The following is a 19,064-nucleotide window of genomic DNA, read 5'->3' on the forward strand; positions in this document are numbered from 1 at the left end:
GCTCCAATTGGGCACCTGTCGCTTGGGTCTGGCTCGCTGAAGCACGTATCCTCGCTACTAGGCTGGCCGCGTAGATCATTTCAAATACACCCTCTGAGAGCGAACAGGCGCGAGTCGCGTTCGATCGCGTGAGGCCATCACCCGATGTGGGTCTCCCGTCGGCGCGCTTGAAAGCGTTCAGTGCCTGCGCGGCGCCGCGTCGGCCGTTGGCGCATGCCGCAGCCGGTAGTCGCGCGGCGCCATGCCATGCTGGCGCCGGAACGCCGCGCTGAAGCGGCCGTGGCACTCCCACCCAGCTTCGGCCGCCACCGCCTGCACGCCGAGTTGCGTGTCGCGCAGTAGCCGTGCCGCGAGCGCGAGCCGCTCGTCGACCAGCAGGCCATGCACTGACAGCCCCGAAGCCGCGCGCACCTGTGCCTGGAGCCGCGCCGTGCGCAGGCCGACGCGCTGCGCGAGCTCGTCGACCGACCAGGCGCGTGCCGGCGCCTCGCCGACCAGCGCGCGCAGTCGGCGCACCGTGGCCTCGGCGTCGTCGGCGCCTTCCTCGGCGCCCGAGCGCGCGGGGCGCAGCAACTGGTGAAGGTCGAGCAGCACGCAGGTCAGCAGTTCGGTCGCGCGCGCATGGAACAGCGGCACGAAGGCCGGCTGATCGGCGGGCTCGTCGCGGATGCGCGCGAGGCAGTCGCGCACGCGCGGCGTGAGCGCCGCGTTGCACAGCACGCGGCCGTCGTCGCGGTCCACGAGTTCGGCCATTTGCCGCGCCGGCAGTTGCACGCCCAGCGCCTGCAGCCAGCGCGGCAGCAGCGCGCGGCGCAGCCGGAACTGCACGAAGTTGTTGCGGCAGGCGCCCGGGATGTGGATCAGGTAGCCGCCGTCGCGGTTGGGCGTGCGCAGCAGCGCGCGGTCGACGCGGAAATCGAGCGCGCGGCCCTGCGCGCTGCCGATCTGGCCCGTGACGTGGCCGGCCAGGAAGAAGGTGACCAGCAGCTCGTCGCCGGGCGGCAGTTGCACGTGCAGGTCGTCGTTGAGGCGGAAGTCGAAGTACAGCGCGCTCGCGCCTTCCCAGGGCGTGGTGCGCAGCCGCAGGATGCGGCCGCCGTCGCGCGGCCAGCGCACCTCGCGGCTCGCGCCGTCGTGCAGGCCCGCGAGCGCGAGCGGTCTTTCGACCGGCAGCCGGACCAGGGCCGCGTTGAAGTCGTCCTCGGGCAGCGCGCCCGGGGGCATGGCCGGGAGCAGCGACGGGATCGGCACAGTCTGCGAGCGGATCGGCATAGAAAACCCTGCCCTGCGGCGTTAGCGTTGCAACACTTTGATGGAGCGCGGAGTTTAGGTATGAATGTGCGACGTGTCTGCCGGTTTCTGGGGCTTGCGGCGGCCTCCCTGGCACTGGTGCTGCCGGCGTTGTCGGCGGCCCAGGCCGCCTGGCCCGCGCGGCCGATCCGGCTGGTGGTGCCCTTCGTGGCGGGTGGCGGCGCCGATGTGACGGCGCGGCTCATCGCAGCGAAGTTGCAGGAGCGGCTCGGCCAGCAGATCGTGGTCGACAACAAGCCCGGCGGCAACACGCTGATCGGCGCGCAGGAGCTGATGAAGGCCCAGCCCGACGGCTACACGCTGCTGTGGTCGATCGACCAGACCTTCGTGCTCAACCCCTCGCTCTACAACCGCCTGCCCTACGACCCGCGCAAGGACTTCGCGCCGGTGGCACTCGCGATCACCTCGCCCAACGCGGTGATCGTGCGCGCCGGCGTGCCGGGCGCGGTGGCCGACGTGCACGAGCTCGTGAAGCGCGCCCGGGCCGAGCCCGGCAAGGTCAACATCGGCGCGGCGGCGATCCTGTCACAGATGGCGCTCGAGGAGTTCAACCGCAGCGCCGGCATCCAGAGCACGCGCGTGCCCTACAAGGGCAGCGCCGAAGTCGCGCAGGCCACGGTCGCGGGCGACATCGACGCGGCCTTCGACGGCATCGCGCCCTATGTGCAGTTCGCGAAGGCGGGCCGCGCGAAGATCCTGGCCTTCGCGTCGTCGCGGCGCTTCTCGGGCCAGCCCGAGGTGCCCACGCTCGAGGAGCTGGGCTACAAGGGCGTGGACTTCTCGGTCTGGTTCGGCATCGTCGGGCCCAGGGGCCTGCCGCCCGAGATCGTGGCGCGCGTGAGCGAAGGCGTGGACTGGGCGCTGCACCAGCCCGATGTGGTCGAGAAGCTGCTGGTGTTCGGCTTCGAGCCCGCGGCCCAGACCGGGCCGCAGGCGCTCGCGACGCGCATCGACGCCGACCTGGCGCGCTATGCGCCGGTGATCCGCCGGCTCGGCTTCAAGCTCGACTGAGGGCCTTCCCATCATGAAAGTCGCGGGCCTGATCGGAGGCGTCGCGTGGCCCTCCACGCTCGGCTACTACAAGCTGCTCAATGAAGGCGTGCAGCGCGAACTCGGCGGCCTGCACTCGGCGCGCTGCGTGATCGTGAGCCTGGACTTCGCCTGCATCCATGCGGCCATGGCGGCGGGTCGGCCGGCCGATGCGCGCGCGCAGATGGAGACGGCCGCGCGGCAGGCGCGCGCCGCGGGCGCCGAGCTGATCGCGATCCTCGCGAACACCGGCCACTTCGCGGCCGACGAGGTGAAGGCCGCGGCCGGCGTGCCGCTGGTGCACGTGGCACGCGAGACCGGCGATGCCGTCGCCGCCGAGCGACCGGGCCTGCGCCGCCTGGGCGTGCTGGCCACCAGCTTCGCGCTCGACGCGCCCTTCTTCGGCCGCCTGCTCGGCGAGGGCGCGGGCTTCGAACTGGTGCTGCCCGACGCGGCCCAGCGCCGCACCCTCGATGCCGCGATCTTCGGGCCGCTGGCGCGCGGCGAGGCCGGTCGCGACGAGGGCCTGATGGTCTCGACCTTGTGCAACGCGCTGGTGGCGCGCGGCGCCGAGGGCGTGGTGCTGGGCTGCTCCGAACTGAGCTACGCCAGGCCCTGGCTGCGCTGCCGCGCGCCGATCTTCGATGCGACCGAGATCCATGCGCGCGCCATCGTGCGCGAGATGCTGCGCACCTGATTTTTTCCTTCCCTCCGTTCATTCATCGCCAGAAAGAGAGACACCGCATGCAGACCGCCGAGTTCCCGCTGCCCTTCGTCAATGCACCGTACAGCCGCGCGCTGTTCGACGACGACTGGATCTTCGTCTCGGGCACCATCGGCATGGACTACGACACGCAGCAGCTCGCCGAGAGCGCCGAGGACCAGACCCGGCTGATGATGCGCAACATCGAGCGCTACCTCGCGGCCTGCGGCGGACGGCTCGACCAGATCGTCAACTACACCTTGATCATCGCGGGCGCCGAGCATCTGGGCGCGGTGGTGCGCACGTTGTCCGAAGTGCTGCCGACCAAGCCCACCGGCACCGCGATGCTGGCCGGCATCGCGGTGCCCAAGGCCTGGGTCGAGATGCAGGTGATCGCGCGCAAGAGCCACGGCGCCGGCGCCGGTGGAGGCGCGCGGTGAAGGCGACGCTGCTGCGCGCGCTGGCGTGCGGTGCGGTGGTGGCAGGCGCGATCGCGGCCTGCGGCGGCGACGGGGGCGGCGGTGGCTTTCTGCCCGGCCCCGTTGGCGGCAATCCTCCCGCAACGCCGGACAAGTACAGCGCGGAGGTTCGCTGGACGCAGTACGGCCTGCCGCACGTGAAGGCCGCCGACTACGCGGGGCTCGGCTATGGCTACGGTTATGCGGTGGCGCGCGACCATCTGTGCCTGCTGGCCGACCGCGTGGTCACGCTGCGCGGCGAGCGGTCGGAACGCTTCGGGCCCGACGGGGCATCGCTGGTCGCGTTCCTGCAGACCTCGAACTTGAACAGCGACCTGTTCTACCGCGTGCAACTGTCCGACGAGGAGGTCGATGCCGCATGGCGCGATCTCTCGGCCGATGCGCGCGGCCTCGCCGAGGGCTATGCGGCCGGTTTCAACCGCCGGCTGCGCGACCTCGGCGCCGAGGCCGCCACCACCGCCTGCCAGGGCGCGGCGCCGCCGCAGATGCGGGCCAGCGACGTGGTGCGTGCCACCATGCAGGTCAACTCGCTGTGGAAGGCGCTGGCCGTGGCGCCCTATGCCGCGGGCTCGACCTGGGACCAGCTGGGCGCGCCCGCCGTCGCCAGGGCCGCCGAAGACCGTCCGCCCGCGCAGCGCATGGCGAGCAATGCCTGGGCTTTCGGCGCCGAGGCCACGGGCACCGGTGCATCGATCATGGTCGCGAACCCGCACACGCTGTGGCAGGGCCATTGGCTGCTGATGCACCAGATGCACCTGAGCATCCCCGGCGAGATCGACGTGATGGGCGCCGACTTCCTCGGCCTGCCGCTGCCGCTCTCGGGCTTCACGCAGCACCTGGCGTGGAGCATCGAGGCGCCGTCGACCGTGACCTATCCATTGCTGATCGCGCTCGACGTGCGCGCCGGCGACAAGCCCTCGTACACGGTCGACGGCCAGCGCCGCGAACTGAGCACGAAGCGCGTGGCGCTGCGCGTGCGCCAGGCCGATGGCAGCGTGGCCACGCAGCAGCACGAGCTGCCCGTGTCGCACCTCGGGCCGCTGTACCGGCTGCCGGCCGATGGCGACCGCGCCGCGGGCTGGTATGCGATCACCGACCCCAGCATCGCGAATGCGCGCGCGCTCGACCAGATGCTCGCGGTCGCGAAGGCGCGCGACATCGCGGGCTTCGAGCAGGCGGTGGCCAGCAACCGCGGCATCACCGCCCACCTGATCGCGGGCGACAGCCAGGGCCGCGCGATGTACATCGAGTCGGGCCCGCTGCTGGACATCGACGATACGGCGCTGCGCGGCTGTGCCACCGTGGCGCCGCCCGACGACATGACGGTGCCGGTCGCGCTCGATGGCCGTCGCGGCGCCTGCGCCGTGCGCGATGCGCAGGGCCGGCCGAAGCTCGCGCCCGCGAGCCGCATTCCCGCGCTCGCCACGCGCGGCATCGTGCAGAACGCGAACGACAGCTACAGCCTGTCGCTGATGGGGCAGCAGCTCGACGGCTATTCGCTGCTGCTCGGCAGCCCGAAGGCACCGCCCGGCATGCGCACGCTGATGTCGCAGCGCCAGATCCAGGAGGGCCTGCGCGACGGCCGCATTGACAGCGCCGAGGCGCTCGGCATGGTGTTCGACAACCGCAACTACCTGGCGGAAACCACGCTCGACGCGGTGCTCGCGGCCTGCGCGGGCGCGAAGGGCGATGCGCAGGTGCAGGCGGGCTGCGCCATCCTCTCGGCCTGGGACCGGCGTCACGACGTGGACAGCCGCGGCGCGCTGCTGTTCCATGAGCTGGGTCCGCGGCTCGCATCGGTGCCGGGCCTCTACGCCGAGCCCTACGACAGCGCGCGGCCCTACCGCGTGCGGCCGGTCTCCACCGCGCCGGCCGTGAGCGCGGCCATCGTCGCCGCGGTGGGCGACACGGTGCAGGCGCTCGCCGGGCTGGGCCTACGCGGCGACGAGCGCTGGGGCGACATGCTCGCGCGCCCCACGCCGCAAGGCCGCGTGCCGCTGCACGGCGGTTCGGGCGAGCAGGGCGTGCTCAACGCGCTCGACGGCGCGCCGCTCGGTCGCGAGGGCTTCGGCGACATCATTGCGGGCACCTCCTACGTGCACCTCGTGACCTGGGACCACGGCCGGCTGGTGGCCAGGCTGATGATGGCGGCCGGCCAGTCCACCGATCCGGCTTCGCCGCACCACGACGACCAGCTGCCACTGTTCTCGCGCAAGCAGCTCGTGACGCCGCCGTTCACCGAGGCGGAGATCGCGGCCGATCCGAAGCTCGAGCGGCTGGTGTTGCGCGAGTGAGGCGTCGTTAGACTGGCGGGCCGTCGTCTCTTCGTTCCGATCGCCCAGCCCATGGCAGCCCCCCGCCCCGAGAACATCTTCGATCTGCTGCAGGTGGCGCAAGCCGGCCTCAAGGAAGCACGCGCCGACGACGGCGCGCTGCTGCTGATGCATTTCGCGTTCCGCGGCCTGGTCGCGAAAGCCGATCTGTTCCTGGCCGGCCATGGCCTGTCGCGCGTCCATCACCGCATGCTCTATGCGATCGCGCGCACCGACGGCATCGCGGTCGGCCAGCTGATCGCGCTGCTGGGCGTGTCGAAGCAGGCGATGCATCGGCCGCTCAAGCATCTGCAGGAACAGGGACTGGTGCTGGCCGAGCGCAGCCCGCACGAGCATCGCAGCAAGCTGTTGCGGCTCACGCGCGAGGGCGCGCGCATCGAGCGCCAGGCTTCCGCGCACGAGGCGGCGGCGATGGAGCGCGCGCTGAAGTCGGTCGGCGAAAGCGAGCGCCAGGCCTGGCGCACGGTCATGCTCGAGCTGGCGCGGCAGATCTAGGCCGCCGAGATGCCCGCACTCCCGAAGTAGGCATCGCGCTGCTGGCGAAAACGCGCCGCCTCGTCGAGTAGCCATGCCAGCACGGTCGGCGTGGCGGGATGGGAAGGGCTGCCGATGAAGCGGTACGTCGCATTGGAAAGCACCCGCTGGCGGAACGCGAGCACCAGCCGTCCCGACGTGAGGTAGTGCAGCACGAGCGCCAGCCGCCCCATGGCGATGCCTTGGCCTCCCAGTGCCGCCTGCACCGCCAACAGCGACAGGTTGAACTGCGTCCCCTGCCGCAGCGCCGAGGGCGCCAGGTCCACGCCCACGGCGCCGAGCCACTGCGCCCACTCCTCCGTCGGCTCGCCGCCTTCCCCCGGGTCCGCGGCATGCAGCAGCTGAGAGCCCTTGAGCTTGCTCGCCTTGCGCAACTCGGGATGGGCCTGCATGAAGCTCGGCGCGGCGACCGGCACCAGCCATTCGTCGAGCAGGTCGACCGCTTTCGCATCCTCGCTGCCCGCGGCACCCAGCCGCACCGCCGCGGCGATGCCTTCGCGCGACATGCGCGAGGGATCGACGCGGTCGGACTCTCCGACCACCCGGAACGCCATGTCCGGATTGGCGCGGTAGAGGCTGCCCAGCCGCAGCGTGAGCCACAACATGGCGAGCGACGGCGAGCAGCTGATGTTGACCGGCTCGCCCACATGCGCGAGCTGCAACCGGTGCACGGTGCTCGCCAGGTTGCGGAACGACTCGCGCGTTGCCGCGTAGAGCTGCTCCCCCTGCGGCGTCAGCGCCAGTCCCGCGGGCGTGCGCAGCAGCAGCACGTGTCCGAGCCGGTCCTCCAGTCGCTTGACCTGCTGGCTCACTGCGCCCTGCGAGACGTGCAGTTCCGCGGCCGCCTTGGTGAAGCTGCAACAGCGCGCGGCTGCGTCGAAGCAGCGCAGCCACGCCAGCAGCGAGGGGGACAGCGAGGGCGTGGTGCCAGGGCTCATTAGTTTCATTGAGGCAGGAGCACTATAAATCCGTTGCTGGTTGCTGGCTCGACGCAAAGAATTGCCTCAACAAAACTGATGTGGAGTCGATATGCGCGTACTGGTGGCCGGGTTCAAGCACGAGACGAACACCTTTGCCTCGAACCGCGCCGATTGGGCCGCCTTCGAGCGTGGCGAGAGCTTTCCGAAACCCACGCGCGGCGACGCGATGCTGGAGATGATCTCGAAGGTGGACGTCTCCGCCAGCGGCTTTGCCAGCGTCGCGAAGCGCCATGGCTGGACGCTGGTTCCGAGCCTGTGGGCTGGCGCCGTTCCCTCGTCATACATCACCGACGATGCCTTCGAGCGCATCTGCGACACCATCCTGCGCGACGTGAAGACGCTCGCATACGACGCCATCTACCTCGAGCTGCATGGCGCCGCCATGAGCGAGTCGTTCGACGATGCCGAGGGCGAATTGCTCGCGCGCATCCGACAGGCCGTCGGCAAGAACGTGCCGCTCGTGGCGAGCCTGGACCTGCATGCCAATGTCACCCGCGCGATGCTCGCGCATGCCGATGCGCTGGTGGCGTTCCGCACCTATCCGCACATCGACTATGTGAAGACGGGCGAGCGTGCGGCCGATCTGCTCGATCGATTGACGCGCCATGGCGGGCGCGAGCCTTGGCATTGCGAACGCCTTCCCTTCCTCATCTCGGTGAGCATGCAAAGCACTTCGGCCGAACCCGCCCGAGGCTGCTATGAACTGCTCGAGGACATCGACCGGCGGCTGGGCACGGTCTCCAGCTTCTGCATGGCTTTCCCGGCCTCGGACTTCGAGGAATGCGGGCCGACCGTCTGGTCCCATGGCGAGCGCGCGCGCGAGGCCGTGGGCCTGCTCCATGCGCATGTCGGCGAGCCCGGCCAGTGGCGGTTGAAGGCACTGGACGCCAAGGAGGCCGTGGATGCCGCCTTGCAGCGCGCCGACCGGAGCCCGCGCACCGTGGTGGTCGCGGACCTGCAGGACAACCCCGGCGTCGGCGGCACCGCGTCCACCACCGGGATGCTGCATGCGCTGCTCGCGGCCGGCGCGGGGCGCCGCTTTCCGGGCCGGGTGGCGCTGGGCGTGCTCTACGACCCCGCGGCGGCAATGCTGGCGCATCGTGCCGGCATCGGCCAGACGATCGACTGCCCCCTCGGGGAGTCGCTGGCCACGCCCATCGGCCAGAGCGAGCCGCCGCTGCAGGGCAGGTTCGAGGTCCGTTCGCTTTCCGATGGCGCCGTCACCTTCAAGGGCCCGAAGATGACCGGGTTCCAGGCCGTGCTCGGTCCCACCGCCTGCCTGGAGATCGAGGGCGTGCTCATCGTGGTCTCCAGCGGGCGCATCGGCACGCAGGATCGCGAGCTCTTTCGCATGGTCGACATCGCACCGGAGGCGATGAAGATCGTCGTCGTCAAGAGTTCGCACCACTTCCGCGCGGACTTCGAGCCGCTGACCGAGCAGCCCGAAACCGATGTCGTGATCGCGCACGCGAAGGGAATGTTCCCCTCCGATCCCGGGGCGCTGACGTGGAAGAAGCTGTCCCCGGCCACGCGCACGCGGCCCTGAGGGAGCGCGGCCATGTTTCGCCTCGGCCTGCACCACCTCGAGACGCTGTTCTGGATCGACCGGCTCGGCTCGTTCGCGGCCGCGGCGGAACGCCTGAACACTACCCAGTCGGGCATCTCGAGCCGTGTGCGTGAGCTGGAAGCGCGGCTGAAGACACGCGTCTTCCAGAAGGAAGGCCGTCGCATGCTGCTCACGCTGCGAGGCCGGGACCTGGTGCGGCGCTGCGAGCCCTTGCTGCAACAGGTGAACGGCGTGCTGCTGTCGGTGACCGACGAGGCCTACGCGACCGGCACCGTGCGGCTCGGCCTCGACGAGATGGCCGCGGCGCCGCGCGTGTTCGGCTTCGTGCACGACGTCGCCGCGGACATGCCGCATCTGAACTGGGACCTGATCGTCGATGCCGGCGCGGCGCTGCGACAGAAGATCGCCGATGGCGTGCTCGACATGGGCATCGTCAGCGGCCCCCTCGATGCGCAGGAACTGGTCGCTCAGCCGATCGGCCGGACCGGGCTGGCCTGGATGGCGAGCGCCACCTACTTCGCCGCAAGGCAGGACCGGGTGTCGCTGCACGATGGCCCGATCTGGGCCTTGCCGCGTCCCTCGCACCACCATCTGTTGACGGCCGGCATGCTGCGCGAGGCCGGCCTGCCCCCCTCGGGCATCAATGCCTGCAACCACGTGCAGGCGATCATCGACATCGTTCGGGCGGGGGCCGGCATCGGCATGCTGCCCGAGCATCTGGTGGGCGAGGACCTGGCACGTGGCGTCCTGCGGCGCCTGGACATCGAGGCCGCGCCTCACGCGCTGGAGCTCCACGTCGTGCGCCGCCGCGACGAGGCCGACCCGATCGTGCTGCGCGTGTTCGAGCGCGCGTCTCGAAGGCTGCGCTCCGCCTCGCCGGATGCTGTTGCGGTGGCAGCGAACGCGAGTCCGCGCGTGCACGTCCTCAGTCGACCTTGACGCCAACGCGCTGGATCACCTGCTCGTTGCGGACCACCTCGGCCTTCATGAAATCGACCATCTGCGCGGGCGTCATGCGCCGCAGCTGAATCCCCTGCATCTGCAGCGCCTTCTTCATCTCGGGCTGTGCCAGCGCGGCTTCGATCTCCCGGCGCCGCGCCGCCGCGCTGTCCGCCGGAATGCCAGCGGGGCTGACGATCGCGAGCCAGGCATCGACATCGAACTTCGGAAACCCGCTTTCCGCGAGCGTCGGCACCTGCGGTGCGATCTCCGTGCGCGTGGGCGTGTTCACCGCGATGGCCTTGAGCTTGCCCGCGGCGATGTGCGGCGCCGCGCCCTGCGCGGAGACGAACGCGATGTCCAGGATGCCGGCGAGCAGGTCGTTCGTGATCTGTGCCGAGCCCTTGTAGAAGATGCGATTGGTGGCGATGCCCGCCTGTTCCTTGAAGACCTCGCTGGCGATCTGGTACACGCTGCCGGTCACCAGCCCCTCCGCCAGGGTCGTGGAGCGGGATTTCGCGAGCTTCACCAGCTCCGCCGCCGTCGATGCTTCGACGTTCCTCGACGCGACCAGCATCATGGGCAGGCTGCCGATCATCGTGATCGGCTCGAAGTCGGCGATCGCATCGAAAGGAGCGTTCTTGAAGATGCCGGGAATGATCGTGTGGTTGGAGCTGACGACGCCGAGCACCAGTCCGTCCTTCGGCGCGCGCGCGAGCTGCTGCGTGCCGACCAGCGAGCCCGCGCCGGCGATGTTCTCGACGACGACGCCACGGCCGCTCTGGCGCCCCAGTGACACCGACAACGCGCGTGCCAGCGCATCGGCCGCGGAGCCGGGCGGCGTGGGCACGATCAGCTTGAGGGGCGCGGAGGCGTCGGCGGCGAAGCCGTTGCCGGCAGCGCCGGCGAGCAGTGAAGTCAGACCGACCAGGAAGCGGCGGCGGTGGGAGGCGGACGGCATGGCACTGGGTTCCTTGACACGCGATGGCGGTTCGAAGCGATGGGATCTCTCCCATCGGCCAGGTCCAGCTTACAGCGGACCTCGCGCGGCGAACGCGCGAGTCTTCGATGCGATTGCATCGTGAATTCCGATGGATCGCGGGGCGTGTCGTGCCGCCTGGCCGTCGCGTTCAGCCCTTCACCATCAGCGTGGCCGAGGCCATCGCATGCAGCTTGCCGTCCGCACCGCGCAGCTCGGCATTGCAGATGCCCAGCGAGCGCGTGCGCTCGACCAGCGTGGCGCTGGCCAAGTACTCCGTGTTCGGCGCCAGCGGCCGCAGGTACTTCACGCTGAGGTCGACGGTGGAATAGGCCGTGCCTGCGTCGAGCGACGAATACAGCGCGAGCGCCGCGGCGCCGTCGAGGCAGGTGGCCGCGAAACCGCCGTGCACCATGCCCGCGGGATTGAGATGCCGCTCGTCGGGCGTGACGCGCATGCTGACCTTGCCGGCCTCGATCGCCGAGAGCTGCATCGGCATGGTGTGGGCGATGCCCGAGCGCTCGATGCGCCCGTCCATCATGGCTTGCAGGACGTCGAGGCCCTTGGCGGGCGAGGAAGGGGTCGATGCGGGTTGATTTGTCATGTCAACATTATTGACCTAAAGTCGCGGCTTCGCGAACAAGCTCAAAGACGTTGCGGTGCAATCCACGGTCTGGACAGGTCTTCTGCTGCTCAATGCCGCCTGGTTCGCGCTGGGCGCGCGCTTCTTCTGCCTCGACTCGCTGCGCGCGCGCTTCTTCTGCCTCGACTCGCTGCGCGCCGCGCGGCTGCTCGTGGCGAAGACGGACCGTGCATCGTCGCTGCTGCCCGCGATCGCCGGCGCCGTGCGTTTTCTCGGCGCGATGAACCTGGCCTGGCTGGTGTTCTGCCTCGTGCTGCTGGCGGGACACGGCCTGTTCGAGACGCCGGCGCAACGCGCGTCGATGGCCGCCGTGCTCGCGCTGGTGCATGCGGGGCAGTTCGCGGTCAATGCCCACATGGTGGGCCAGCATCGCCGCGGCCGGCCCGGCAGCTGGGTGGTGCTGCGCGGGCCGATGCGGCTGATCTTCTTCGTCGACCTGGCGTTCGCGGTGGCGGATGCGGCGTTCGTGGTCTGGGTGCTCGGCTGAGCGGCCTGCGTGTGCGCCGCCGGCCGCACAGGTAGAGCCTGCTGCCCACACCTATCGCGACGCCGCTCAGCGCGCTTGGCGCCGCGGTCGTCGATGCCCTGGTGCCACGAGGACGTTGTGTTGGGCGCTCGCTTTCTCGCACAAGCTGTGCGAGAAACTCCGGTGTCGTGCAGGCCTCGTGGAACTGGCGCATGCGCCAGAGGCTGGCGACGGAAGAGCCAGCCGTGCCGGGAAACGTGGCTTCGCATCCCGCGCAACCCGATACACCGAACGTATCGCCCGACACAGACACGGTATTTCACGCCCGCCCTCCATCTCCCTAGCATCGTCCCAACGACGAAAAGGGGATTCCATGGAGACCAGCCCGGCGCCTGCGCGCACCCGCGCTTCCTTGCGCACCGATGAACGAACCGCCCCGGAGGCCGGCCGATGAGCGGCCCGCTCGAGGGGGTGCGCATCGTCGACATGACGTCGGTGCTGATGGGGCCGTACGCGACCCAGATCCTCGGCGACCTCGGCGCGGACGTGATCAAGATCGAGCCGCCCGGCGGCGACACGGTGCGCGGCATCGGCCCCGCGCGCCATGCCGGCATGGGCGGCATCTTCCTGCATGCCAACCGCAGCAAGCGCAGCGTGGTGCTCGACCTCAAGCAGCCCGCCGGCCGCGAGGCGCTGCTGCGGCTCGCGGCCGAGGCCGACGTGCTGATCTACAACGTGCGGCCGCAGGCCATGGCGCGGCTCGGGCTCGGCCATGCCGAGGTCGCGGCGGTCAACCCGCGGATCCTGTACGTGGGCGTGTACGGCTACGGGCAGGACGGGCCCTATGCGGCCAAGCCGGCCTACGACGACCTGATCCAGGGCGCGGTGGCGATCCCCACGCTGGGCGTGCGCGCGGGCGCGCCGGTGCCGCGCTACGTGCCGAGCGCAATGGTCGACCGCATCGTCGGCATGAGCGCCGCCAACGCGGTGTCGGCCGGGCTGTTCCACCGCGAGCGCACGGGCCGCGGGCAGGCCATCGACGTGCCGATGTTCGAGACCATGGCGCAGTTCGTGCTCGGCGACCACATGGGCGGTCAGACCTTCGAGCCGCCGCTGGGCCCGGCCGGCTACGCACGCCTGCTCAACGAGCAGCGCCGGCCCTACGCCACGCGCGACGGCCACCTGTGCGTGCTGATCTACAACGACAAGCAGTGGAAGACCTTCTTCGGCCTGATCGGCCGCGCGCAGGCGATGGAGGACGACCCGCGCTTCAGCTCGATCGGTGCGCGCACCGAGCACATCGGCGAGCTCTACCAGCTCGTGGGCGAGGCGATGCGCACGCGCACCTCGGCCGAATGGACGGCGCTGCTCGAGGCCGCCGACATCCCGGTGATGCCGATGCACACGCTGGAATCGCTGATGGACGACCCGCACCTGGCGGCCGTGGGTTTCTTCGAGACGGTGGAACACCCGAGCGAGGGGCGCATGCGCTCGATGGCGATCCCGACGCGCTGGTCGGGCTCGCCGCCTTCGGTGTCGCGTCACGCGCCGCGGCTCGGCGAGCACAGCGCCGAGGTGCTGGCCGAGGCCGGCTACAGCGCGGCGCAGATCGCGGCGATGGCGGCGCAGGGCGCGACCCTGCTGCCGGCCGAAACCTGCACCGAAGCGGGCTGAGCCATGGCGCTGGAACTCTCCCCCGGGCATCGCGAGATCCGCGAGGCGATCCTCAGGACCTGCGCGCGCTTCGATGCCGACTACTGGCTCGAGAAGGACCGCGTGGGTGGCTTCCCCGTCGAGCTGCACCGCGCGCTCGCGCAGGAAGGCTGGCTGGGCATCTGCATTCCGCAGGCCTACGGCGGCTCGGGCCTGGGCATCGCGGAGGCCGCGGTGATGATGCAGGCGATCGCGGAGTCGGGCGCGGGCATGAGCGGCGCCTCGGCCGTGCACATGAACATCTTCGGGCTGAACCCGGTGGTCGCCTTCGGCACCGAGGCGCAGAAGCAGCGCATGCTGCCGCCGCTGATCGCGGGCGAGGAGCGCGCCTGCTTCGCGGTGACCGAGCCCGACACCGGGCTCAACACCACGCAGCTGAAGACGCGCGCGCAGCGCGAGGGCGACCACTACCGCGTGCACGGCACCAAGACCTTCATCTCCACCGCGAGCAGCGTCGAGAAGATGCTGCTGCTGGCGCGCACCACGCCGCTCGAGCAGGTCAAGAGCCGCAGCGAGGGCCTGAGCCTGTTCTACACCACCATCGACCGCGCCTGCGTCGAGACCCGCGAGATCGACAAGATGGGCCGCAAGGCGGTGGACACCAACCAGGTCTTCATCGACGGGCTGCGGGTGCCGGTGGAGGACCGCATCGGCGAGGAGGGCCGCGGCTTCCACTACATCCTGCACGGCATGAATGCCGAACGCATCCTGGTCGGCGCCGAAGCGGTGGGGCTGGGCCGCGCGGCGCTGGCGCGCGCCACGCAGTACGCGCGCGAGCGCATCGTGTTCGACCGGCCCATCGGCCAGAACCAGGCGATCCAGCATCCGCTGGCCCAGTGCTGGATGGCGCTGGAGGCGGCCAACCTCATGGTGTTCCATGCGGCCGAGCGTTTCGACCGCGGCGAGCCCTGCGGCGCCGAGGCCAACGCCGCCAAGTACCTGGCGGCCGAGGCCGGCTACAAGGCCTGCGAGACCGCGGTGATGACGCACGGCGGCTATGGCTACGCGAAGGAATACCACGTCGAACGCTACCTGCGCGAATCGCTGATCCCGCGCATCGCGCCGATCAGCCCGCAGCTGATCCTGTGCTTCATCGCCGAGAAGGTGCTCGGCCTGCCCAAATCGTACTGATCCTCGTACTGATCCGAACGGAGTGCCTCCTTGATCCAGCTGAACACCGGCTTTCATTTCGACGACCTGCCCCTCGGCACGCGCTTCCGCTCGCGCGCGCGCACCGTGACCGAGGCCGACCTCGTGAGCTTCATCAACCTGAGCTGGCTCCACGAGGAACTGTTCACCGACACCAGCGACCGCACGCACATGGCGATCCCGGGCCGGGTGGTGCCGGGCGCGCTGGTCTACGCCTTCGCCGAGGGCCTGATCACGCCGTCGATGCAGGGCACGGGGCTCGCGTTCCTGCATGCCGAACTCGACATCGCGGCGCCGACCTTCGTGGGCGACACCATTCATGTCGAATGCGAGGTGATAGAGCAGCGGGCCACCTCCAAGTCCGGCCGCGGCCTGGTGCGCACGCGCAACGTCGTGCACAACCAGCACGGCAAGGCCGTATTGAGCTACACGCCGCTGCGCATGATGCGCATGCGCGACGGCGGGAAGGACTGAGATGCAGGACTTCCTCCAGGTCGAACGCGAGGGCGCGATCGCCATCGTGACCATGAACCGACCGCAGACGCGCAACGCGCTGTCCGACCCCGATGCCATCGAGGCCCTGCTCGCGCTGTGCGAGGCCGTGAACCGCGACCTGTCGGTGCGCGTGCTGGTGCTGACCGGTGCGGGCCCTGCCTTCTCTTCGGGCGGCAACCTGAAGACCCTGCGCGACAGCGTGGGCAGCGGCCTCGGCGAGCCGGCGCACAGCCGCTATGCCTACCGCGACGGCATCCAGCGCCTGCCGCTGGCGCTGTGCAATCTCGAGGTGCCGACCATCGCCGCCGTCAACGGCCCGGCCCATGGCGCGGGCAACGACCTGGCCTGCATGTGCGACATCCGCATCGCGTCGCGCCATGCCGTGTTCGCCGAGAGCTTCGTCAAGCTCGGCCTGATCCCGGGCGATGGTGGCGCCTGGCTGCTGCCGCGCGCCATCGGCATGTCGCGCGCCTGCGAGATGGCCTTCACCGGCGAGGCCATCGATGCCGCGCAGGCGCTGCAATGGGGGCTGGTGTCCGAGGTGGTCGAGCCCGAGGCGCTGCTGCCCACGGCGCTCGGGCTCGCGCGCCGCATCGCCGCCAACCCGCCGCATGCCTTGCGCATGACCAAACGGCTGCTGCGCGAGGCGCAGCAGTCGCGGCTCGACACCGTGCTCGAGATGTCGGCCGGCTTCCAGGCCCTGGCCCATCACACGGCGGCGCACGAGTCCGCGCTCGACGCCTTCGTCGCGGCGGCCGAGGCCCGTTCCGCCGCGCGCGCATCCGCATCCGCATCCATCGAACCGGGGAAATGACCATGCCCATGCAACGACGCCACCTGCTGCACACCGCTGGCGCGCTCGCCATCTCGCCGCTGATGCAGGCCGCGCGCGCGGCCGGCGAGCCCAACGCCTGGCCGCAGAAGCCGATCCGGCTCGTGCTGCCCTATGCGGCCGGCGGGCCCACCGACGTGGTGGCGCGCGCCATCGGCTTTCGGCTGGCGCAGCTGCTCGGGCAGCCGGTGGTGGTCGACAACCGCACCGGCGCCAGCGGCAACATCGCGACCGAGTTCGTCGCGCGCTCGGCACCCGACGGCTACACCGTGCTCTATCACTCCTCGGGCCTGGCGATCAGCCCCGCGCTGCACCGGCGCCTGCCCTACGACACCTTGCGCGACCTCGTTCCCGTGGCGCTGCCGGCGCTGATCCCGACCGTGCTGATGGCCAGCCCGAAGCTGCCGGTCGGCAACGTCGAGGAGTTCGTGCGCTACATGCGCGCCAACCCGGGGCGGCTCAGCTACGGCTCGGGCGGGCAGGGCAATGTCACGCACCTGGGCGTGGCGCTGTTCCTGCAGGCGCTGCAGCTCGACGCGGTGCACGTGCCCTACAAGGGCACGGCGCCGGCCATGGCCGATCTGATGAGCGGGCAGACGCAGTTCCTGCTCGATGCCGTGAACTCGTCACTGCCCTTCATCCGCGATGGCCGGGTGCGCGCGCTGGCGGTGGCCGGCAAGTCGCGCGTGGCGGTGCTGCCGGGCGTGCCCGCGCTCGGCGAATCGCTGATCCCGGGCTTCGATGCACCGACCTGGCATGGCCTGCTGGTGCCGACGGGCACGCCGCCGGCCGTCGTGCAGGCGCTCAACGAGGCGGTCAACCGCGCGGTGGCCGATCCGGCGCTGCGCGGCCAGTTCGAACCGCAGGGCGTGCTGCTGCAGGCCTCCACGCCGGCCCAGTTCGGCAGCTACCTGCGCGCGGAACTGCAGCGCTGGGCCGGGGCCGTGCAGGCCGCGCGCATCGAGCCCGAGTGAACACGGGCACCATGCCCCTGATACCCGCGACAACAACGACAAGGACTTCGAGACATGACCATCCCCCGCTTCCTCCCGCGCTGGCTGCTGGCGCTGCTGCTCGGCTGCGCCGCCACCCTGGCCGCGGCCGACTATCCCGACAAGCCCGTGAAGCTGATCGTCTCGCTGCCGCCGGGCAGCGGCGCCGACACCACCGCGCGCTTTCTCGCGCGGCACCTGAGCGAGAAGTTCGGCCAGCCCTTCCTGGTCGACAACCGCCCCGGTGCCGACAGCTTCATCGCCGCGCGCGCCGTGGCGGCCTCGCCGCCCGACGGCTACACCCTGTTCGTGGCCAGCAACTCGCCGATGGTGACCAACGTGGCCGTGTTCCGGCAATTGCCCTACGACGCGGTGAAGGACTTCCAGCCGCTCGCGCGCATCGCACGCTTCCCGATGGTGCTGGTGGTGCCGGCCAATTCGCCCTTCAAGACCCTGCAGGACCTGGTGGCCGCGGCGCGCCAGGCACCGGGCAAGCTCAACTTCGGCAGCGGCACCGCCACCTACCGGGTCGCGCTCGAACTGCTGCACGAACGCAACCAGATCAAGGCCACGGCCGTGCCCTACAGGGGCACCTCGGCCGCCATGACCGACCTGGCCGGCGGCAACATCGACTACACGATGGCCGAGGTCAGCGCCGTGATGCCGCTGGTGCGCGGCGGCCGGGTGCGCGCGCTCGCGGTCGCGGCCGGCGAACGCATCAAGGAACTGCCCGAGGTGCCGACCGTGAGCGAGAGCGGCACCGCCGGCTACGAGTCCTATGCCTGGACCGGGGTGTTCTTCCCGGCCAACGTGCCGCCGCCGGTGCTCGCGCGCATGTCGCAGGCGATCAAGGAACTGATGGAGGGCGACGACGCCAAGGCCTTCATCGCGGCGCAGGGCGGCACCGTGTTCTACGGCGCGCCGCAGCCCTTCGCCGAGTTCCAGCGTGCCGAGATCGAACGCGCCCGGCGCGTCGTGCGCAGCGCCAACATCGGCTACGAAGATTGAGCCAGCGGCTGGACGGCAGCATGCGCGACCGCAATGAAATTGCGCGCGGCCGGCGTGAGCGCGTCGGCCAGCGTCGCCATCGCGATGCCCACGGTGTACTTCGAGGGCATGTCGGTCAGCGGCAGCAGGCGCACGCCGTTGCTGGCGTAGCGCTGCACCACGGCCGGCACCAGCGCCACGCCGAGCCCGCTCTCCACCAGGCCGAGGATGGTCTGGACCTGCACCGCCTCCTGCGCGATGCGCGGCCGCACGCCGGCATCCTGGAACACCTGCATCGTCAGCACGTGCATGGCGGGAACGAGGGTGCGCGAGTAGGCGATGAAGGGCTCGGCCGCGAGATCGGCGATGGCGACCTTGCCGCGCTGCGCGAGCGCCGAGTCGGCGCTCACCGCGAGCACCAGGTGATCGAGCTGCAGCACCGTGAGCAGCGCGGTGGTGGGCGACAGCACCGGGTGGCGCACCAGCGCGATGTCGAGCGAATGGTCCTCGATGCGGCGCAGCAGCTCGGTGGTGGTCGATTCCTCGATCACCAGGTCGACGCGCGGGTACTGGCGATGGAAGCCGCGAACGATCTGCGGCATCAGCGAGTAGGTGGCCGAGCCGACGAAGCCGATGCGCAGCAGCCCCTGCTCGCCGGCCATGCCTTCGCGCGCGGCGCGGCGGATCTCGTCGGCATAGAACAGCGCGCGCTTGGCGTTCTGCAGCACGGCCTCGCCCGCGGGCGTGAGCTGCAGCCCGGTCGACAGGCGCTCGAACAGCAGCACGCCGAGCTCTTCCTCGAGCTTCTTGATCGATGTCGACAGCGGCGGTTGCGCCATGTGCAGCCGTTCGGCCGCGCGATGGAAGTTGAGCGTTTCGGACAGGACGAGGACCTGCCGCAGCTGGCGAAGCTCCATGGATGTGAATGTCTCG

The 19,064-nt window shown here is 70.5% G+C and carries 19 protein-coding genes; 14 read left to right on the plus strand and 5 right to left on the minus strand.

Annotated elements, in window-relative coordinates:
• Positions 1 to 177: 177 nt before the first annotated feature.
• Entirely contained in the window at positions 178 to 1,272 is a 1,095-nt protein-coding gene (locus BM109_RS20215) for a helix-turn-helix transcriptional regulator (RefSeq protein WP_093346215.1), read from the minus strand.
• A 60-nt stretch (positions 1,273 to 1,332) separates the two neighbouring features.
• Between BM109_RS20215 and BM109_RS40800 the strand changes: the two genes are divergently transcribed.
• From BM109_RS40800 to BM109_RS20235, 5 genes are read left to right on the plus strand one after another with little or no spacing between them, the layout of a single operon-like run.
• Positions 1,333 to 2,322, plus strand: a complete 990-nt coding sequence (locus BM109_RS40800; protein WP_143129209.1) for a Bug family tripartite tricarboxylate transporter substrate binding protein — start codon at positions 1,333 to 1,335, stop codon at positions 2,320 to 2,322.
• Positions 2,323 to 2,335: 13 nt separating this feature from the next.
• Positions 2,336 to 3,037, plus strand: coding sequence for an aspartate/glutamate racemase family protein (locus tag BM109_RS20225; protein WP_093346217.1), 702 nt, complete (start codon positions 2,336 to 2,338; stop codon positions 3,035 to 3,037).
• Positions 3,038 to 3,084: 47 nt separating this feature from the next.
• Positions 3,085 to 3,483, plus strand: coding sequence for a Rid family hydrolase (locus BM109_RS41260; RefSeq protein ID WP_177239407.1), 399 nt, complete (start codon positions 3,085 to 3,087; stop codon positions 3,481 to 3,483).
• Positions 3,480 to 5,816 (plus strand): penicillin acylase family protein, encoded by a 2,337-nt coding sequence (locus BM109_RS20230; RefSeq protein ID WP_177239408.1) that lies wholly within the window; start codon positions 3,480 to 3,482, stop codon positions 5,814 to 5,816. The genes BM109_RS41260 and BM109_RS20230 overlap by 4 nt, the downstream gene beginning before the upstream one ends.
• A 51-nt stretch (positions 5,817 to 5,867) precedes the next feature.
• Positions 5,868 to 6,350, plus strand: a complete 483-nt coding sequence (locus tag BM109_RS20235; protein WP_093346223.1) for a MarR family winged helix-turn-helix transcriptional regulator — start codon at positions 5,868 to 5,870, stop codon at positions 6,348 to 6,350.
• Here BM109_RS20235 and BM109_RS20240 read toward each other — a convergent pair.
• Positions 6,347 to 7,327, minus strand: a complete 981-nt coding sequence (locus BM109_RS20240) for a LysR family transcriptional regulator (protein ID WP_093346226.1) — start codon at positions 7,325 to 7,327, stop codon at positions 6,347 to 6,349. The two genes, BM109_RS20235 and BM109_RS20240, sit on opposite strands and share 4 nt — an antisense overlap.
• A gap of 91 nt (positions 7,328 to 7,418) precedes the next feature.
• On the opposite strand from BM109_RS20240, the gene BM109_RS20245 reads away from it, so the two are divergent.
• Together BM109_RS20245 and BM109_RS20250 are read left to right on the plus strand one after the other, a co-directional pair.
• Entirely contained in the window at positions 7,419 to 8,915 is a 1,497-nt protein-coding gene (locus tag BM109_RS20245) for a M81 family metallopeptidase (RefSeq protein ID WP_093346228.1), read from the plus strand.
• A gap of 12 nt (positions 8,916 to 8,927) precedes the next feature.
• Positions 8,928 to 9,875, plus strand: coding sequence for a LysR family transcriptional regulator (locus BM109_RS20250; protein ID WP_093346231.1), 948 nt, complete (start codon positions 8,928 to 8,930; stop codon positions 9,873 to 9,875).
• Here BM109_RS20250 and BM109_RS20255 read toward each other — a convergent pair.
• Both BM109_RS20255 and BM109_RS20260 read right to left on the minus strand, forming a co-directional pair.
• A complete protein-coding gene (locus tag BM109_RS20255; RefSeq protein ID WP_093346233.1) occupies positions 9,862 to 10,836 on the minus strand; it encodes a tripartite tricarboxylate transporter substrate-binding protein in 975 nt (324 codons plus the stop codon). The genes BM109_RS20250 and BM109_RS20255 overlap by 14 nt on opposite strands.
• A gap of 169 nt (positions 10,837 to 11,005) precedes the next feature.
• Positions 11,006 to 11,458: a PaaI family thioesterase gene (locus BM109_RS20260; RefSeq protein WP_093346236.1), complete on the minus strand. Its 453-nt coding sequence runs from the start codon at positions 11,456 to 11,458 to the stop codon at positions 11,006 to 11,008.
• 55 nt (positions 11,459 to 11,513) lie between these two features.
• Between BM109_RS20260 and BM109_RS20265 the strand changes: the two genes are divergently transcribed.
• The 7 genes from BM109_RS20265 to BM109_RS20295 all read left to right on the plus strand — a co-directional run bounded on the left by BM109_RS20265 (position 11,514) and on the right by BM109_RS20295 (position 18,152).
• On the plus strand, positions 11,514 to 11,984 hold the full coding sequence (locus BM109_RS20265) for a hypothetical protein (RefSeq protein ID WP_093346238.1): 471 nt from the start codon (positions 11,514 to 11,516) through the stop codon (positions 11,982 to 11,984).
• Between the two features lie 429 nt (positions 11,985 to 12,413).
• Positions 12,414 to 13,637 carry a CaiB/BaiF CoA transferase family protein gene (locus BM109_RS20270; protein ID WP_093346241.1) on the plus strand — a complete coding sequence of 408 codons (1,224 nt, stop codon included), beginning with the start codon at positions 12,414 to 12,416 and terminating at the stop codon, positions 13,635 to 13,637.
• Positions 13,638 to 13,640: 3 nt separating this feature from the next.
• The gene (locus tag BM109_RS20275) at positions 13,641 to 14,807 is read left to right on the plus strand and encodes an acyl-CoA dehydrogenase family protein (protein ID WP_093346243.1); all 1,167 of its coding nucleotides are present in this window, start codon (positions 13,641 to 13,643) and stop codon (positions 14,805 to 14,807) included.
• A 30-nt stretch (positions 14,808 to 14,837) separates the two neighbouring features.
• Positions 14,838 to 15,299: a MaoC family dehydratase gene (locus tag BM109_RS20280; protein WP_093346246.1), complete on the plus strand. Its 462-nt coding sequence runs from the start codon at positions 14,838 to 14,840 to the stop codon at positions 15,297 to 15,299.
• 1 nt (position 15,300) lies between these two features.
• Positions 15,301 to 16,134 (plus strand): crotonase/enoyl-CoA hydratase family protein, encoded by an 834-nt coding sequence (locus BM109_RS20285; RefSeq protein WP_093346249.1) that lies wholly within the window; start codon positions 15,301 to 15,303, stop codon positions 16,132 to 16,134.
• 2 nt (positions 16,135 to 16,136) lie between these two features.
• Positions 16,137 to 17,126: a Bug family tripartite tricarboxylate transporter substrate binding protein gene (locus tag BM109_RS20290; protein ID WP_093346251.1), complete on the plus strand. Its 990-nt coding sequence runs from the start codon at positions 16,137 to 16,139 to the stop codon at positions 17,124 to 17,126.
• Between the two features lie 54 nt (positions 17,127 to 17,180).
• Positions 17,181 to 18,152 (plus strand): Bug family tripartite tricarboxylate transporter substrate binding protein, encoded by a 972-nt coding sequence (locus BM109_RS20295; protein WP_093346254.1) that lies wholly within the window; start codon positions 17,181 to 17,183, stop codon positions 18,150 to 18,152.
• On the opposite strand, the gene BM109_RS20300 is transcribed toward BM109_RS20295, so the two are convergent.
• Complete coding sequence (locus tag BM109_RS20300; protein WP_093346256.1) at positions 18,140 to 19,048, minus strand: LysR family transcriptional regulator; 909 nt, start codon at positions 19,046 to 19,048, stop codon at positions 18,140 to 18,142. The genes BM109_RS20295 and BM109_RS20300 overlap by 13 nt on opposite strands.
• Positions 19,049 to 19,064 lie beyond the last annotated feature (16 nt).

This window comes from Variovorax sp. PDC80, from assembly GCF_900115375.1.
Lineage (GTDB): Bacteria > Pseudomonadota > Gammaproteobacteria > Burkholderiales > Burkholderiaceae_C > Variovorax.

Excerpts from the sequence above, each read along its gene's own strand:
- BM109_RS20215 (WP_093346215.1), bottom strand. The coding sequence starts at position 1,272 with ATGCCGATCCGCTCGCAGACTGTGCCGATCCCGTCGCTGCTCCCGGCC.
- BM109_RS40800 (WP_143129209.1), top strand. The coding sequence starts at position 1,333 with ATGAATGTGCGACGTGTCTGCCGGTTTCTGGGGCTTGCGGCGGCCTCC.
- BM109_RS20225 (WP_093346217.1), top strand. The coding sequence starts at position 2,336 with ATGAAAGTCGCGGGCCTGATCGGAGGCGTCGCGTGGCCCTCCACGCTC.
- BM109_RS41260 (WP_177239407.1), top strand. The coding sequence starts at position 3,085 with ATGCAGACCGCCGAGTTCCCGCTGCCCTTCGTCAATGCACCGTACAGC.
- BM109_RS20235 (WP_093346223.1), top strand. The coding sequence starts at position 5,868 with ATGGCAGCCCCCCGCCCCGAGAACATCTTCGATCTGCTGCAGGTGGCG.
- BM109_RS20240 (WP_093346226.1), bottom strand. The coding sequence starts at position 7,327 with ATGAGCCCTGGCACCACGCCCTCGCTGTCCCCCTCGCTGCTGGCGTGG.
- BM109_RS20245 (WP_093346228.1), top strand. The coding sequence starts at position 7,419 with ATGCGCGTACTGGTGGCCGGGTTCAAGCACGAGACGAACACCTTTGCC.
- BM109_RS20250 (WP_093346231.1), top strand. The coding sequence starts at position 8,928 with ATGTTTCGCCTCGGCCTGCACCACCTCGAGACGCTGTTCTGGATCGAC.
- BM109_RS20255 (WP_093346233.1), bottom strand. The coding sequence starts at position 10,836 with ATGCCGTCCGCCTCCCACCGCCGCCGCTTCCTGGTCGGTCTGACTTCA.
- BM109_RS20260 (WP_093346236.1), bottom strand. The coding sequence starts at position 11,458 with ATGACAAATCAACCCGCATCGACCCCTTCCTCGCCCGCCAAGGGCCTC.
- BM109_RS20270 (WP_093346241.1), top strand. The coding sequence starts at position 12,414 with ATGAGCGGCCCGCTCGAGGGGGTGCGCATCGTCGACATGACGTCGGTG.
- BM109_RS20275 (WP_093346243.1), top strand. The coding sequence starts at position 13,641 with ATGGCGCTGGAACTCTCCCCCGGGCATCGCGAGATCCGCGAGGCGATC.
- BM109_RS20285 (WP_093346249.1), top strand. The coding sequence starts at position 15,301 with ATGCAGGACTTCCTCCAGGTCGAACGCGAGGGCGCGATCGCCATCGTG.
- BM109_RS20290 (WP_093346251.1), top strand. The coding sequence starts at position 16,137 with ATGCCCATGCAACGACGCCACCTGCTGCACACCGCTGGCGCGCTCGCC.
- BM109_RS20295 (WP_093346254.1), top strand. The coding sequence starts at position 17,181 with ATGACCATCCCCCGCTTCCTCCCGCGCTGGCTGCTGGCGCTGCTGCTC.
- BM109_RS20300 (WP_093346256.1), bottom strand. The coding sequence starts at position 19,048 with ATGGAGCTTCGCCAGCTGCGGCAGGTCCTCGTCCTGTCCGAAACGCTC.